This is a genomic window from uncultured Winogradskyella sp., assembly GCF_963975125.1.
Taxonomy (GTDB): domain Bacteria; phylum Bacteroidota; class Bacteroidia; order Flavobacteriales; family Flavobacteriaceae; genus Winogradskyella.
The window spans coordinates 1-15,953 of record NZ_CAXBGB010000077.1 but is presented as its reverse complement, the minus strand read 5'-3'; the positions used below and the strand labels follow the sequence as shown (position 1 = coordinate 15,953).

Sequence of the window (15,953 nt, the reverse complement as noted above, 5' to 3'; positions counted from 1 at the left end):
CAGTACTCTTAATTATTTTATAATTTCTACTTTTTTAATATATACATTTTGTAGTGGCCAATCACCTTGGTCAGTCTCTACTTTAGCGATTTTATCGACCACATCCAATCCATTAATAACTTCGCCAAAAACAGTATAGTCTTTATCTAAGTAATCTGCACCTCCTTGACGTTGAACTATAAAAAACTGAAATGGGGAAGCGAGTTTATAAGCATTTTCAATTTCGCTACTTGGCATAGATATAGCTCCGCGTTTGTGTGTGTAACCACGTTTGGTGTCTGGTGGCAAAAGGTATTTTCCTATTTTTCGTCTTCGCTTTGCAATATTATAATCATCGCTACTTCCACCTTGTATCACAAAGTCTTTAACGACACGATAGAACTGTGTACCATCAAAATACTTACGTTTGGTAAGGTAAATAAAGTTAGCTCTGTGAAATTTAGTTTTGTTGTAGAGTTGAATATCAATAGTGCCAAAGTCTGTAGTGATTCTTACTTTATCTTCTTTGTGTTCCTTCTCATACTCTAAAAAGAAATCCATGGCATTATTATCGGTTAATTTTAGGAATTCAGAATTACTTTCCTTCTTAGGTGAAGTGTTTTTTGTTGCTACAGAATCTTTTACTACAGTGATATTAGTTTGCTTTGAAGTTTGCTTATCTTCACAATTCAATAATAAAAATATAACACATACAACTAATAGAAATCTCATAAATGGTTTTTAATACGTTTTTGGAATCTGTAGTAAAAGTAAAACATCTCGAGCTTTTTGGCGAAATTTCTCATGCTAAAATGTCACCTCCTTATCGATTGGAACTGGTAAAAAAAATGAAAGCCAAAGCCAAATCAGCTAAGAAAGCAGGAGTTTTGGCTCTGTTTTACCCAAATACTAATGGGAAGACTAATTTGGTATTGATTCTACGTAAAACATATAAAGGCGTTCATTCTGCACAGGTTGGTTTTCCTGGCGGAAAATATGAAGACGAGGATAAGAATTTGATGGTGACAGCAATACGAGAAACAGAAGAAGAGGTTGGTGTGCCTGAAGAAATGATAAATGTGATTAAAACCATGTCACCAATATATATTCCACCAAGCAATTTTATGGTGCATCCATATCTAGGTGTATCAGAGGTAACCCCTAAATTTATTAAACAAGTTGAAGAAGTAGAAGATGTCATCGAAGTGAGTTTATTAAATTTTTTAGATGAAGCTAATTGTATAACTACAAGAGTACCAACATCTTTTAATGTCGAGGTTGATGTGCCTGCATTTAAACTCAATGGTCATATTGTTTGGGGAGCCACAGCAATGATGCTTAGTGAACTAAAAGACTTGTTAAAACAAGTTTTATAGCCTATCTATTTTGTTACATTTGTATTTCAGTAAAATTGATAGCAAACTATGGGATTATTCAAAAAGAATCCTTTTGGACATATACTTTTTGTAAAAAAATGGTTGATAAGAATCTTAGGTGTTCTATCTCATCGACGTTTTAGAGGATTTAATGAGTTACAAGTTGAAGGCTCGGAGATTATAAAGAATCTACCAGACACTAATGTATTGTTCATTTCTAATCATCAGACTTATTTTGCAGATGTAATTGCTATGTTTCATGTGTTTAATGCAAGCTTAAGCGGTCGTTTAGATAATATTAAGAATGTAGGTTATTTATGGAATCCAAAGCTTAATATGTATTATGTGGCAGCTAAGGAAACTATGAAATCTGGCTTACTTCCTAAAATTTTCGCTTATACTGGTTCTATTAGTATTGAGCGAACTTGGCGTTCTCAAGGTAAAGATGTAAACCGACAGGTGAAAATGAGTGATATTACAAGTATTAAGAAAGCTCTAGACGATGGTTGGGTAGTTACATTTCCTCAAGGTACTACAACACCTTTTAAACCTATTAGAAAAGGTACAGCGCATATAATTAAAAAATATAAACCCATTGTCGTGCCAATAGTTATCGATGGCTTTAGACGCTCTTTTGATAAAAAAGGGTTACGTGTTAAAAAGAAAAACATATTTCAATCTTTTGAAATTAAAGCACCATTACAAATAGATTATGAAAACGAATCTATTGCTGATATTGTTGAAAAAATTGAATATGCTATCGAACAGCACCCTTCGTTCTTAAAAGTAATTCCACAAGAAGAATTAAAGGAAATGGAACGTTTAAATGAGGAGCAACGCAATTGGTAATTACCTTTTTTGTATTGCGTAGTCTATTCTTTCTTTAAAGTTATGCTTGTCATCTATGTGTAAAGCCAATACTTTATAGGTTCTTTTTATACCATATAGACCAGTCATAGTATTTTCTTTTTTTAGTTTAATAACTAGATTATGACCTTCTAAATCACCTAAAAAAGATAACTTTCGGGTTGTTTTAGTCAACACAATATCTTTTATAGATAATTCTATGGATTCAATATTTTCAATATTCACGGTAGATTCATTCATTATTCCGTAGCGAAAATATATTATGTCATTTTCTATAATTATAGGTCTTTTAAGCATTGATTTTAAAAATCCAAAAATCTGAATACCAGAGTAAATACTTATCCCAGTTAATACCCAAGCCGTAGTAATATTCCAACTCGCTAATAACAAATGAAATGCTACAGTCTCAATCGCAATAAGAAATAGTAATGCGATTAAAAGGCCTATTGTGCCACTGTCTTTATGGTATGAGAATTCATTAGACTTTAATTTTACTTTTTTCCAATTTAAAAAACCATAATAGAAAACAGCAATTTCTGTAACCATAGGAATGACTACCACTTTAGGAAGAACCTCATAACAAGTTGACTTTAAAACTGTGTAAAAATCAAAACATGATTTACTTTTATTTAATTTATAAAGTTGCACTGTTTTTACAACTTTATATATAACGAACGATAAAACAATAAGTTCTATAACCGGAAGAATCCATGTTTTAAAAAGACTTAAGTAAAATTGGTTTTCTGAAGGAATTATATATGTACAAATAATAACACCAATAATTAATATGGGTACAATAGTAAGTTTTGGTATTCTTGACTTACGAATAAGTAAAAAGTAAATTAGTGGAGTCGTTAATAATAAGTCTATTGTTATTCCTAATGATAGTTTATAGGGTGCGCTTAAAAAAAAAGAAGACTGGGTAATTAAGACCATTGTTGCAATAACTAGTAATGGTAGAGCAAAGATGAATACCCTTTTTGGAGTGTTTAAAGTTTTATTCATGCTTAATATATTTTGCAATAAGACTTAATAGCGTTGCGTTATACTTCAAGTTTCTTCAATTCTTCATAATTTTTATTAAGACGCTTTAAAAGAACACCATAGATTAGTCTGTAGAATAACCAAAGTAGTATTAGAAATACTCCAGCTACCAATACTACAAATGCATATAATACTAACATTTGGTTTGTGCTAAATTCTACTACTTGTTTATGAAATTCTAGATTTTCATTATACTCAAAATAAAATGATAGTGGTATTGAAAGAAAAATTATTGTTAAATTAAAAACCACATAATATTTAATCACTTTACGGGTTTTTAGAATGCTCTCCATTAATTTTTTTGCACTATCTGTAGACGAAATCGTTTTATATGATTTGTATAGTAAGTAAATAAACATGAAAATAACCAAATAACTAAATATGTTTACTCCAAGAAAAAGTGGATTTTCATAACTGGTTTCTAATTTTTCTTTAAAGGTTGAAGATAAGAAGTAGGGAAGAATACTTGCCAAAAGCCAAAAAATCAATTCTGCGATACTTATATAAAATAAAGTCTTAACAATTGAAAACGACTTTTTATAAAGCATTGGATATATATCCGAATCAGAATAACTTTTAAATTCTGGGTTTTCGCTATTCCAGTCCTTTTTTAATAAATCTAATTCATCCATAATCTTACGGATTTAAAATTGTTTTTAATTTCTTTTTTACACGATTCATTTTTACTCGTGCATTAACTTCACTTATACCCAAAGTCGCGCTAATTTCTCTGTAACTCTTGTCTTCTAGATATAAGAAAACCAAGGCTTTTTCAATATCGTTTAGCTGATGTACTGCTTTATATAAGAGCTTTAACTGTTGCTCTTCAGTATCATCATATTCTTCAGCTTTTATTTTAAACTCAACGGCATCAAACTCTTGTGTATTTATTCTACGCTTCGATTTTCTATATAACGTAATAGCTGTATTTAAACCGACACGATACATCCATGTGCTAAATTTAGAATCGCCTCTAAATTTAGGATACGCTCTCCATAACTGTATTGTTATTTCTTGAAACAAGTCGTTATGAGCATCTGCATTGTTGGTATATAAACGACATACTTTATGTACAATGTTTTGATGCTTTTGCAACAGTTCTACAAAACTATGTTCGAGTTCTTTGTTCAATTGATGAGATTGGTTAGTTATCTAATTAGTAGTAAGAATATAAATATTGTTACAAAGTTATCTAATTATAGTTTTGAATTTTATATCTGCGCTGTTAATTTGTGCTCTCTAAGTATTATTTCAATAATTATTTTATGAATATTCCAGAGCTAAATTTACCTTGAGGAGTAATTAAAGGTGAAGGTGTTATAGGTGTAAATTTAGCAATAACTTGGTTAATAAAAATATTCAAGTCGTATTATTAAGAAGTCATTAAAACCTTTTAAATATAGTATACTGCTTCAATGATAACTAATGGTAGCAATAAAGCAGTTGTAGATTTAAATACTGATTACTGATGCTTTTCTACTAGGCTCAAAACGACATTTTTTTACTTTTTATCAACGTCCCTTTTAAGTTTTAGAATACCAATGATAATGAGATATTGTGCTAAAGCATAAGTAGCCATAATGCTAATATTTGCCCCTAAAATAGGTTGGTAAAATTTATTTAATGCCAAAATACTATCGGAAGCCATAAAGAATAATGCACCTAAGAAAACCAAACCATAACTAAGCATGTTCACTTTGTTTTTTCTTAAATATGCTGAAGTAGCCATAGTTAAAATAATTAGCATATAGGCAAAAACAGGAATTAACATAGCTCCTAAACTATCTCTTAAAAAATAGAAAAGACTTGCTGCATAAACTAAAAGCAAGGCAATGAAGCCAAATGGTGAGTTTTTGGGATTTCTATGTTTAAGAAATACTAGTACATACATAATATGAGCTGTTAAAAAAGCGACTAACCCTAGTGTAAAGAAATGCTCAGATTGATCTACTAACATCAGTAAAACATCACCTAACAAAGAAAACCCTAAAGCCAAAAGTGTTAGATTTATTATAGGCTTAGAAAGCGATCCAGACGTTTTTACAAACAAAAAAATAAGACTTATAACAATTGTAGGTTTAGCTATGTAGTGTACAATCTGTAGAGATTCAGTACTTCCGGTTAAGAGCTCTATTATAACAATGATTAAGAATAGAACGCTGAATTGCTTTTCGGTATTGGTGAGCATATTTTGGTAGTTTGACCAAATATATTCAATTCATCATTGAATTATTACAATTCGGTAAAATAGAATTTTTGTTGGCTTAAAAAAAATCCAAGTTTGTATCACAATCAAGAAATTAACTTTTAATCATCAGCCAAAAAATGAAGCATGTAATCACAATCTTCATCCTATTTTTATCAACGCTTGCTTATACTCAAACTCCCATTTCAGGTAAAGTAGTAAACAACAAAAACCAACCTATTTTAGGCGCTAATGTTTATTTGGAAGGTACTTATGATGGAGCTACAACTAATGAGAAAGGGAATTTTTATTTCACAACAGACGAGATAGGCTCACAAAGATTAATCATTTCATTTTTATCCTATGAAACCAAAATAATTATCGAAGACGTATCAAAGCTTTCGAACCTTCAAATTAAATTAAGAGAAGATGTAGAAACTTTAGATACAGTAGTTTTAAGTGCAGGTACATTTGAAGCTAGTGATAATAGTAAGGTGTCAGTTTTAAAGCCTTTAGATGTTGTTACTACCGCAAGTGCTTTAGGTGATTTTGTTGGAGCCTTACAAACCTTACCAGGTACGTCTAATGTAGCAGAAGACGGTCGTTTATTTGTAAGAGGTGGAGCTGCAGATGAAACACAAATTTTTATAGACGGGATAAGAGTCTTTACTCCTTATACGCCAACTACAAATAATATTCCAACACGAGGACGTTATTCGCCATTTTTGTTTGATGGTATCACCTTTTCAACTGGTGGGTATTCTTCCGAATATGGTCAGGCCCTATCGAGTGTGTTGCTTTTAAATACTATTGATGAGCCAGACCAAGAGAAAACAGATATAGGTATAATGACCGTTGGTGCGAGTTTAGGTAATACCCAAAAATGGGAAAAATCCTCATTGAGTTTTAATGCGACCTATATTAATTTGGCACCCTATTTAGCCATTTTCGAAGATAGAAATGATTGGCAAACACCATATCAAGGAGCGCAAGGTGAAATGGTTTTTAGACAGCGACTAAATAACGGTATGTTGAAATTTTATGCTGCTTTTGATACGTCTAAATTCGAATTAACTCAAGAAGACATCAACCTTGAAGAGGGTTTAGATTTTAAATTAAATAACAATAACTTCTACCTTAATACCTCATATAAAGGTGTTTTAGGAAATAACTGGTCAATGACAACGGGTTTAAGCTATACTTATGCTAAAAATGAAATCGGAGTTATAACAAGCGCTATTAACGATACTGAAAACTCAGCTCATTTAAAATTGAAACTAAAAAAGCGTTTTAGTAGTAGATTTAAATTGAATTTTGGTGTAGAGCAATTCATAACAGATTTTGATGAAAACTTTAAGGATGGATCAATTGACGAAACCTATGGGTTTAATAATAATATCACAGCAGGTTTTACTGAAGCGGATTTAATCTTTTCAAAAGACTTGGCATTAAAAATAGGTTTGAGAGCAAATCACAGTTCTATATTTAATGAAACTAATGTAGCACCAAGAGCAGCACTCGCTTATAAAACGTCTAAGAATGGGCAATTCTCTATAGCTTATGGTAATTTTTTTCAGAATCCGAATAGTTCAGTTTTAAAGTTTGAACAAAACTTAAAAGCCCAGAAAACATCACACTATATATTTAACTATCAATATGTAAATGACGGTAAAATCTTTAGAGCAGAAGCTTATAAAAAGGATTATGATAATTTGGTAAAATTCGATTCAGAATTCGAGAGTTTTGATACTAATTACACATCTACAGGCGATGGTTATGCACAAGGCATCGATTTATTTTGGAGAGATAATACGAGCATTAAAAACATGGATTATTGGATGAGTTATTCTTACTTAGATACAGAACGCGATTATAGAAATTTTGAAACTTCAGCACAACCTAATTTTGCTACAAAACATAACCTTTCTATCGTCGGAAAATATTGGATAGACAGCTGGAAGAGTCAAGTCGGATTGGCTTATGGTTATTCTTCAGGTCGACCATATACAAATCCAAATACCGATGATTTCTTAGCAGAACGCACCAAATCATTTAATAGCCTTAGTATAAATTGGGCTTATTTATTGAGTCCACAAAAGATATTATACTTCTCAGTAAATAATGTTTTAGGCTTTAGAAATATAAATGGCTATCAATATGCTAATACACCAGATCTTAATGGACAATTTAATAGACGGACCTTAACACAAGCAGCAGATCAATTCTTTTTTGTAGGCTTCTTTTGGACGATTAGTGAAGACGGAACAGATAATCAATTGGATAATTTATAAGTGTTAATATATTGGTTTTGAGTTAAACATGATTTTTGTCATGCTTTTTAAGCTATAGGATGATTAGCTTTATAGTATAAAATTAAACATCATGGAAATTAAGAAGAACCCAAAAGCCAATGTAGGTCGAAACAGTAGTTTATATTTTGCTGTTGGCTTAAATGTAATGTTAGTTCTAACATATCTAGGACTTGAATATAAGACTTACGAAACTGAAGCTACTAAGATTGATATCTTAATGTTAGACGATCAGTTAAATGAAGATATTCCTATAACTACAATTAACATTCCACCACCACCACCTCCAAAGCAAGTCGTTACTGAAACTATAACTATTGTAGAAGATGTTGAGGATGTTGAAGAAACTGTAATAGAAAGTACAGAAATTGGTCAGGATGACATAATTGAAGAGCGTATTGTTAGCATAGAAGATGTAGATGTAGAGGAAGTAGAAGAGGATATAGAAGTGCCTTTTGCAGTGATAGAACAAGTACCTAGATTTCCTGGGTGTAAAGGTAATAATGATCAACTAAAAGCTTGTTTTCAACAAAAAATGCAAGAACACTTACAGAAGAACTTTAGATATCCTAATGCTGCACAAGAGTTAAATATACAAGGTAAGGTGTTTGTATTCTTTTTAATAGATAAAACAGGTAAGGTCTCTAAAATTAAAAGTAGAGGACCAGATCAACTTTTAGAGACAGAAGCAGAACGTATCATAAGTTTATTGCCAAAAATGGAGCCTGGTAAACAGCGTAATAAACCTGTAGGTGTACCATACAGCATTCCAATAAACTTTAAACTACGACAACAATAAGATGTATTTATAACACTATGCTTAGATTATTTCTATTGATTGCAAAATCCCATTTTTGGGATTTTGTTATTTATAAATAAGGATTTTTCATTTTGTACCAATTACATAGTTTATCTTCATACTCAAATGTTTCTGAATGACACATCCCAACCTTTTTTAAAATAGTGTTTGATGCTATGTGATTGATATCTGCTGCTGCATAAATCTCTTTTAAATTTAAATCTTTAAAACCATAGTCTATAGAGGCTAAAGCTGCTTCTGTTGCATATCCTTTTCTCCAATGTTGCTTTTTTAAACGATAACCTAAGTCATAATAGTTAAACTCTTTTCTCAGGTTTTCTTCATATTTTAAGCCAGACCAACCTAAAAAAGCATTAGTTGCTTTATCAATTATTGCTAAACGACCCAAGCCATTTGTTTTATATTGCTCTAATATCGAGGTAATCATTACTTGCGATTCTTTAATCGTCTTTACGGGATTATTGCCTAAGAATTTATGCACTTCTGGGTTTGAGTCGAGCTCAAAAAAATCTTGAGCATCATATTTAGTGACTGGTCTTAGGGTGAGACGTTCTGTTTCTAGTTTTATGTTCATTGCTTAATAATTACTTCCATTTAATATTACAACCCATACTTGGTTTTTGGTTAGAGCTTACAGATTCATTATTAACTAGAGCTTCTATTGCTGCTCTTAAATCTTTTCCTGTTACAGGTATTCCATTTCCAGGTCTAGAGTTGTCTAATTGACCTGCATATATCAATGCGAGTTCTTTATCAAACAAAAAGAAATCGGGTGTACAAGCTGCATCATAGGCTTTGGCGACTTCTTGTGTCTCATCATATAAATAAGGGAAAGGGTAATTGTTGCTTTTAGCATGCTGCTGCATTACATCTGGTCCATCTTGTGGGTAATTTTCTGCATCGTTACTAGAAATCGCAATACTACTAATTCCTTTTGCTGCATAATCATTTGCCAATTGCACTAACCCAGAGTTTACATGAACAACAAAAGGACAATGGTTACAAATAAACATTACTAAAGTGCCCTTTGTGCCTTTTAATTCATTAAGCGATTTGATTTGATCATCAACCGTATCTAAAAGTTTAAAATCTGGTGCTTTAGTATCTAAAGGCAGCATATTTGAAGGAGTTAATGCCATATATTTATTATATTTAATGTTTTGATTAATGAGACACCCATTTTTTTGGGTAATAAATATGGAAAAGATAATAACATTTGAAGACTTTACAAAAGTAGATTTGCGTATTGGTACTATCCTTAAAGTCAACGACTTTCCAAATGCTCGTAAACCAGCGTATCAATTAACCATAGATTTTGGGGACTTAGGAATTAAGAAATCTTCTGCTCAAATCACTTCGCAATACAAGAAAGAAGATCTGGTAAACAGACAAATAGTTGCTGTAGTCAATTTTCCAAAAAAACAGATTGCTGATTTTATGAGCGAGTGCCTTGTTATAGGAGCTGTAAAGGAAAACGATGTGTTTCTTTTACACCCAGAAACTAAGGTTAAAAATGGGATGGTGGTTTCTTAATTTTAAACTTCTCGATATATTTTTATTGCATAAAATCACTCTAAGTTACATTATATATCATAATTTACAAGAATCACAAATTTTTACATCTCATATCTAAAGAAAATAGCATTCATTAATTCTTTACTATTTAACCAAAGAAGTGTTTTTTTGTAAGTGGCTAAGGTGCTACAATCTTGTATCCAAGTATTAACTTATTAGTATTACCATCATTTATTACCATAAAGAGTTTACCATTATAAATGTTTTGGTTAAAGCATGGCAAATAAAAAACCGTTACAAAGCGTAACGGTTTTTATTATAATTTAACAGAATTATTATTAAATATCATCAAAACTTATATCAGTAAAACTATCAGTGCTTGGTTCTGTGTCTTCTGTTGTTTTGGCTTCTTGAACTACAAAATCATCTTCGCGCTTAAAATCTTTTTGGTGACGCTCACTAATAACTTCTTCACCTTTTTCATTAATGATGTAATCTGTCATTTCTGCTAAAATCTCTCTAAATTCAGTAAAGTCTTCTTTGTAAAGGTAGATTTTGTGCTTTTTATAGTGAAAAGAACCATCGTCATTAGTAAACTTTTTACTTTCTGTAATGGTTAAATAATAATCACCAGCCTTAGTTGCTCTAACATCAAAGAAATAAGTTCTTCTACCAGCACGTAATACTTTAGAATATATTTCCTCTTTGTCCATCATTTCATAATCACTCATAACTCAATCTTTTTTTTAATTACAATCCAAAAATCTAAAAAAAAAGAATAGTAACCAACAAATTATTACAATTCTTTTTCTGAGAGTTGTTTAATGTATAACTCCCTGTAGTAACCATTAGTATTAATAAGGCTTTCGTGACTTCCTGTCTGAATTATTTTACCGTCTTCTAAGATAATAATTTTGTCAGCATTTTTGGCTGAAGATACACGGTGACTCACTATAATAGTCGTTTTGCCTCTGGTAAGCTTAACGAGGTTTTTAAGAATTTTTTCTTCAGTTTCTGTATCAACAGCAGATAAACAATCATCAAATAATAGAATGTCTGGCTTTTTAATTATTGCTCTAGCAATAGAAATACGTTGTTTTTGTCCACCAGATAGCGTAATACCACGTTCACCTAAAATAGTATCGTAACCTTTATTAAAACCGATGATATTTTTATGAACACGAGCATTCTTAGCCGCTTCTATGACTTCCTCATCTGTAGCATCTTCTTTACCAAACATAATGTTGTTTTTAATGGTATCTGAAAACAAAAAGGCATCTTGTGGAACGTAGCCTATACTTTCCCTTAAGCTATTTAGATTTAATTCTGAAATGGTTGTGTTATCGACGAGAACATGTCCATTATTAATATCATATAAACGACCAATTAAGTCTAAAATGGTAGATTTACCAGAACCTGTTTTGCCGAGTATAGCTAGAGTTTCACCCGATTTAAGTGTAAAGCTAACATTCTTTAAAGCTTTAATATTTGTATCTGGATAAACAAAAGTCACGTTTTTAAATTCAATGTCACCTATAATAGGCGTTAATTTATTAGTGGTATTTTTAATATCTGGTTCAGTCTTTAAAAATTCATTAATTCGTTCTTGTGATGCTTCGGCTTGTTGCACAAGAGAAGTAACCCAGCCAACTGTAGCCACAGGCCATGTCAATAGATTAACATAGATAATAAATTCTGCGATCGTTCCAATTTTTTCAATTTCTCCACTCATGTATTGCATACCACCAATATAAATCACCAATAAATTACTTATGCCTATTAATAATATCATCAGAGGGAAAAATAAGGCTTGCACCTTAGTTAGGTTAATTTGCTTTTGTCTGTTTTCATTTGAAAGCCCTTCAAATTCTGAATTTGTTCTAGGCTCAATACCATAAGACTTAATAACTGAAATACCACTAAAGGTTTCTTGTGAATATGTAGAAAGCGTAGATAAGGATTGTTGTACTATAGTACTTCGGGTGTTTATTAATCTACTTAGCTTATAAATTGCAACCGAGAGTATTGGCAAGGGTAATAATGTATATAGGGTTAGTTTAGGTGCCGCACTAGTCATATAAATTAAAGCGACAGCAAATAAAGTGATTGTATTTATAGTGTACATTAATGCTGGCCCTACATACATTCTAACTTTACCAACGTCTTCACTTATACGATTCATTAAATCGCCTGTTCTGTTAGACTTGTAAAAATTTAGAGATAAGATTTGGTAATGCTGATAGATTTCGTTTTTTAGATCATATTCAATAAAACGAGATACATTAATAATTGTTTGTCGCATTAAAAACGTAAATAATCCTGCAATAACTGCTGCTCCAACTAAATAGAGAATATTTATTATTAACTCACTTCTAAAAACTTCTTCAGAGATTGTTCCATCTAAGCGATCAGAAACCACATTGATTGATGCACCTACAAGTCTTGGTGTAAATAGCGCAAAAATCTTTGCAATAATGGTGATGATAACACCAACAATTAAGCGGTATCTGTATTTAAAAAAGTATTTATTTAAGTGTTTTAGTGCTTTCATATTGCATTTGGTTAGTCAAAAGTATTACGATAAACTTATTTTGTAGTTAATATTTTGCTAATCCTCAATTTATAATTTATTTTTGCACGCTGTTTTTAGGGATTCTTTAAACAGCCTAAATCCTAACTTACATGACTTCAGAAATAATAACTTCAAAGGAACTTAAAAAAATAGATCCTGTTTTTGGTCAACATTCCTTTGATGATCATGAGCAAATCGTTTTTTGCAACGACAAAGATACTGGTTTAAAAGCTATAATTGGTATTCATAATACGGTTTTAGGACCAGCCCTTGGTGGTACAAGAATGTGGCAATATAATAATGAGTGGGAAGCTCTTAATGATGTATTGCGATTGTCTCGTGGTATGACATTTAAGTCTGCAATAACTGGTTTAAATCTTGGTGGAGGTAAAGCCGTGATTATTGGTGATGCTAAAACTCAAAAAACACCAGAACTAATGAAACGTTTTGGTGAGTTTGTACATTCGCTTGGCGGACGTTATATCACTGCTGAAGATGTTGGTATGACAACTAGAGATATGGACACAGTTAGAGAGGTCACTCCTTATGTTACGGGTATTTCAGAAAGCAAAGGTGGTGCTGGTAATCCTTCTCCAATAACAGCTTATGGTGTTTTTATGGGAATGAAAGCAGCTGCTAAGTTTCAATTTGGTTCTGACATCTTAGAAGATAAAAATGTATTTGTGCAAGGTATTGGCAATGTTGGTGAAGCTTTAGTAGAGCATTTAGTGAACGAAGGTGCAAAAGTTACGATTACAGATATTAGTGAAGAACGCTTAGAAGAAGTGCGCTCTAAATATGGAGTCACTATATACAGAGGGAATGATATATATAGTGAAGCTATGGATATATATGCACCATGTGCATTAGGAGCCACAGTAAATGACGAAACCATTTATAAATTGCAAGCTAAAGTTGTTGCTGGTGCTGCAAATAATCAATTAGCAGAGGAAAATAAGCATGGTGAAATTTTAATGGAACGCGGTATTGTTTACGCACCAGATTTTTTGATTAATGCAGGAGGAATTATTAATGTTTATGCCGAGTTAGAAGACTATGGCAAACAAGAAATAATGCGAAAAACAGAAAACATATATAATACAACGCTCGAAATTTTAGACAATGCTAAAGTGAATAATTTAACTACGCATACTGCAGCGTTAAATATTGCTAAAGAACGTATTGAAATCCGTAAAAGAGAAAATTTGAAATAGATAAGTTTTTATTTTTATTTCAGTATTAAATAATAGTATTTTTGCAAGGTGAGTTTTAAATCTCACCTTTTTTTAATAACCTAATTAAAGTAGTTCTTATACATGCTAAACCGAAGACACATTAGAATAAAAGTAATGCAATCCATGTATGCTTTTAAAGGTACAGAAAGTGATGATCTTTCTAAAGACGAAAAGTTTTTAATGCACAGTTTAGATAGTATGTATGAGTTGTATTTGTCAACTTTAGCTTTACTTACAGAACTGTCTAAAAAAAGTAAAGATCACAATGAAAAACTCCAGAAGAAATTATTAAGTAACGATTCTGATAAGAATCCGAATACAAAGTTTCAAGATAATCACCTTTTAAATCTCATTAGTAACAATAAAATGTTACAAGAGCATATAGCAAAACGTAAGTTGAATTTTTGGGATTTAGATTTCGAATATGTAGATATCCTTTTTAAAGCTATTTTAAAAAGTGAATTATATGCAGAATATACAAATGATTTGGATATATCATTTAAGAAAGACAAACAATTTGTTATAGATGTTTACACGGAGATCATTGCGCCAAATGATAAACTCTACGATTATTTTGAAGATAAAAAATTAACTTGGGTAGATGATCTTCCGGTTGTAAATACTGCAATTTTAAAGGTAATAAGAAAGTTGAAGTTAACTTCTCCTGAAACCTTATTACTTCCAGAGTTATATAAGGATGAAGATGATAAAGACTTTGCTAAAGACTTATTTAAGAAAACCTTACTTAATAGTTCTAAGTTTTCTGAAGAAATAGCTGTGAAGACTACAAATTGGGATTCTGAACGTTTAGCAAGTTTAGATGGTGTTTTGTTAAAGATGGCACTTTGCGAATTTCAGAAGTTTCCTTCTATCCCTTATAAAGTTACAATTAATGAATATCTAGATATCGCTAAAGAATATTCTACACCAAAAAGCAGCTTATTTATTAATGGGGTTTTAGATAAAATTGTGAAAGAATATCAAGCTAATAATTTGCATTCAAAAACGGGAAGAGGATTAATGTAAGCTGTTATTCTGTCTATAAAAGCGCAAATTTCTATTTAATTTTGTTAACAACAGCTTAAAAATTTTAATTCGATAAAATTATTACTACCTTTGGCGGCTGAAAGAATAAAGTAATAAATTAATTAAAAAAATAGAGTAATGAAGAAAGTAATTTTAGGACTTAGTGCATTATTTATGGTAGCTTTTACATCTTGTAAAGAAGATGCAGCTAGTAAAGTTAAATCTGAAAATGTAGCAGTAGCTGCAGAAAGAGATGCAAATGCAGGTGATTTTCCAGTTCTTGCTTTAGATAAAAAAGAGCACGATTTTGGTAAAATTATGAATGGAACACCAGTAGAAACTGTCTTTAAGTATACAAATACAGGGAATTCAATGTTGGTTGTAAGTAATATTAAAAGCACATGTGGTTGTACTGTACCATCTAACTATACAAAAGAAGTTGCACCTGGTGAGACAGGAGAGTTTACTGTGAAGTTTAATGGTAAAGGAAATGGTAAAGTATCTAAATCTTTAACTATAACAGCTAACACAGAAAAGGGTACTGAAGTTGTAAAAATCGGAGCTTTTATTGAGCAAGATCCAAATGCACCAGCAAAGAAAGCAGGTGCTGCAACAGTTAATCCATTATCAACTACTAATGGTGCTGCCGTGAAGAAGTCTTCAACACAACCAGGACACGAAGGTCATAACCACGATTAATATTTATGGAAGGATTAGGATCAGTTTTACCATTTATTGCCATATTCGCAGTGATGTATTTCTTTATGATTGCACCACAAATGAAACGCTCTAAACAAGAAAAGAAGTTTGCTAGCGGGTTAAAACGTGGCGATCGTGTAATTACTAAAAGTGGTATGCATGGTAAAATTGTAGAGCTAAATGATAAAGATAGCAGTTGTGTTATTGAAACATTAGCAGGGAAAATTAAGTTTGACCGTACTGCAATTTCTATGGAAATGAGTAGAAAACTAAATGCGCCAGCTGTAGTAAAATAAGCTGAGTGTGTTATATAATATAGAAAAGCC

The 15,953-nt window shown here is 31.4% G+C and carries 18 protein-coding genes; 9 read left to right on the top strand and 9 right to left on the bottom strand.

The window, feature by feature from the left end:
* Window positions 1–12 precede the first annotated feature (12 nt).
* Window positions 13–711, bottom strand: coding sequence for a peptidylprolyl isomerase (locus tag AAC053_RS11235; protein ID WP_339756479.1), 699 nt, complete (start codon window positions 709–711; stop codon window positions 13–15).
* Between the two features lie 2 nt (window positions 712–713).
* Between AAC053_RS11235 and AAC053_RS11230 the strand changes: the two genes are divergently transcribed.
* The gene (locus AAC053_RS11230) at window positions 714–1,355 is read left to right on the top strand and encodes a CoA pyrophosphatase (protein ID WP_339756476.1); all 642 of its coding nucleotides are present in this window, start codon (window positions 714–716) and stop codon (window positions 1,353–1,355) included.
* A 48-nt stretch (window positions 1,356–1,403) separates the two neighbouring features.
* Window positions 1,404–2,204: a lysophospholipid acyltransferase family protein gene (locus AAC053_RS11225; protein WP_339756473.1), complete on the top strand. Its 801-nt coding sequence runs from the start codon at window positions 1,404–1,406 to the stop codon at window positions 2,202–2,204.
* Here AAC053_RS11225 and AAC053_RS11220 read toward each other — a convergent pair whose 3' ends face one another.
* The 4 genes from AAC053_RS11220 to AAC053_RS11205 all read right to left on the bottom strand — a co-directional run bounded on the left by AAC053_RS11220 (window position 2,205) and on the right by AAC053_RS11205 (window position 5,454).
* Complete coding sequence (locus AAC053_RS11220; protein ID WP_339756470.1) at window positions 2,205–3,227, bottom strand: hypothetical protein; 1,023 nt, start codon at window positions 3,225–3,227, stop codon at window positions 2,205–2,207.
* Between the two features lie 38 nt (window positions 3,228–3,265).
* On the bottom strand, window positions 3,266–3,898 hold the full coding sequence (locus AAC053_RS11215; RefSeq protein ID WP_339756467.1) for a hypothetical protein: 633 nt from the start codon (window positions 3,896–3,898) through the stop codon (window positions 3,266–3,268).
* Window positions 3,899–3,902: 4 nt separating this feature from the next.
* Complete coding sequence (locus tag AAC053_RS11210; RefSeq protein WP_339756464.1) at window positions 3,903–4,397, bottom strand: RNA polymerase sigma factor; 495 nt, start codon at window positions 4,395–4,397, stop codon at window positions 3,903–3,905.
* Between the two features lie 370 nt (window positions 4,398–4,767).
* Complete coding sequence (locus tag AAC053_RS11205) at window positions 4,768–5,454, bottom strand: lysoplasmalogenase (protein WP_339756462.1); 687 nt, start codon at window positions 5,452–5,454, stop codon at window positions 4,768–4,770.
* A 137-nt stretch (window positions 5,455–5,591) separates the two neighbouring features.
* On the opposite strand from AAC053_RS11205, the gene AAC053_RS11200 reads away from it, so the two are divergent.
* Both AAC053_RS11200 and AAC053_RS11195 read left to right on the top strand, forming a co-directional pair.
* Entirely contained in the window at window positions 5,592–7,742 is a 2,151-nt protein-coding gene (locus AAC053_RS11200) for a TonB-dependent receptor (protein WP_339756458.1), read from the top strand.
* A gap of 91 nt (window positions 7,743–7,833) precedes the next feature.
* Window positions 7,834–8,559, top strand: a complete 726-nt coding sequence (locus AAC053_RS11195; protein WP_339756456.1) for an energy transducer TonB — start codon at window positions 7,834–7,836, stop codon at window positions 8,557–8,559.
* A 70-nt stretch (window positions 8,560–8,629) separates the two neighbouring features.
* Here AAC053_RS11195 and AAC053_RS11190 read toward each other — a convergent pair whose 3' ends face one another.
* The gene (locus tag AAC053_RS11190; RefSeq protein WP_339756453.1) at window positions 8,630–9,154 is read right to left on the bottom strand and encodes a GNAT family N-acetyltransferase; all 525 of its coding nucleotides are present in this window, start codon (window positions 9,152–9,154) and stop codon (window positions 8,630–8,632) included.
* A gap of 10 nt (window positions 9,155–9,164) precedes the next feature.
* Window positions 9,165–9,719, bottom strand: a complete 555-nt coding sequence (locus AAC053_RS11185; RefSeq protein WP_339756451.1) for a thioredoxin family protein — start codon at window positions 9,717–9,719, stop codon at window positions 9,165–9,167.
* Window positions 9,720–9,777: 58 nt separating this feature from the next.
* Here AAC053_RS11185 and AAC053_RS11180 point away from each other — a divergent pair, with 58 nt between their 5' ends.
* The gene (locus tag AAC053_RS11180) at window positions 9,778–10,113 is read left to right on the top strand and encodes a tRNA-binding protein (RefSeq protein ID WP_339756447.1); all 336 of its coding nucleotides are present in this window, start codon (window positions 9,778–9,780) and stop codon (window positions 10,111–10,113) included.
* A gap of 320 nt (window positions 10,114–10,433) precedes the next feature.
* Here the strand turns inward: AAC053_RS11180 and AAC053_RS11175 are convergent, their stop codons facing one another.
* Both AAC053_RS11175 and AAC053_RS11170 read right to left on the bottom strand, forming a co-directional pair.
* Entirely contained in the window at window positions 10,434–10,826 is a 393-nt protein-coding gene (locus tag AAC053_RS11175; protein WP_339756444.1) for a PUR family DNA/RNA-binding protein, read from the bottom strand.
* 65 nt (window positions 10,827–10,891) lie between these two features.
* On the bottom strand, window positions 10,892–12,646 hold the full coding sequence (locus AAC053_RS11170) for an ABC transporter ATP-binding protein (protein WP_339756441.1): 1,755 nt from the start codon (window positions 12,644–12,646) through the stop codon (window positions 10,892–10,894).
* Window positions 12,647–12,777: 131 nt separating this feature from the next.
* Between AAC053_RS11170 and AAC053_RS11165 the strand changes: the two genes are divergently transcribed.
* The 4 genes from AAC053_RS11165 to yajC all read left to right on the top strand — a co-directional run bounded on the left by AAC053_RS11165 (window position 12,778) and on the right by yajC (window position 15,923).
* Window positions 12,778–13,881, top strand: a complete 1,104-nt coding sequence (locus tag AAC053_RS11165; protein ID WP_339756439.1) for a Glu/Leu/Phe/Val dehydrogenase — start codon at window positions 12,778–12,780, stop codon at window positions 13,879–13,881.
* Between the two features lie 102 nt (window positions 13,882–13,983).
* On the top strand, window positions 13,984–14,928 hold the full coding sequence (gene nusB / locus AAC053_RS11160) for a transcription antitermination factor NusB (protein WP_339756436.1): 945 nt from the start codon (window positions 13,984–13,986) through the stop codon (window positions 14,926–14,928).
* 138 nt (window positions 14,929–15,066) lie between these two features.
* Window positions 15,067–15,627, top strand: coding sequence for a DUF1573 domain-containing protein (locus tag AAC053_RS11155; RefSeq protein ID WP_339756434.1), 561 nt, complete (start codon window positions 15,067–15,069; stop codon window positions 15,625–15,627).
* Window positions 15,628–15,632: 5 nt separating this feature from the next.
* On the top strand, window positions 15,633–15,923 hold the full coding sequence (gene yajC / locus AAC053_RS11150) for a preprotein translocase subunit YajC (RefSeq protein WP_339756431.1): 291 nt from the start codon (window positions 15,633–15,635) through the stop codon (window positions 15,921–15,923).
* The last annotated feature ends 30 nt before the right edge of the window (window positions 15,924–15,953 follow it).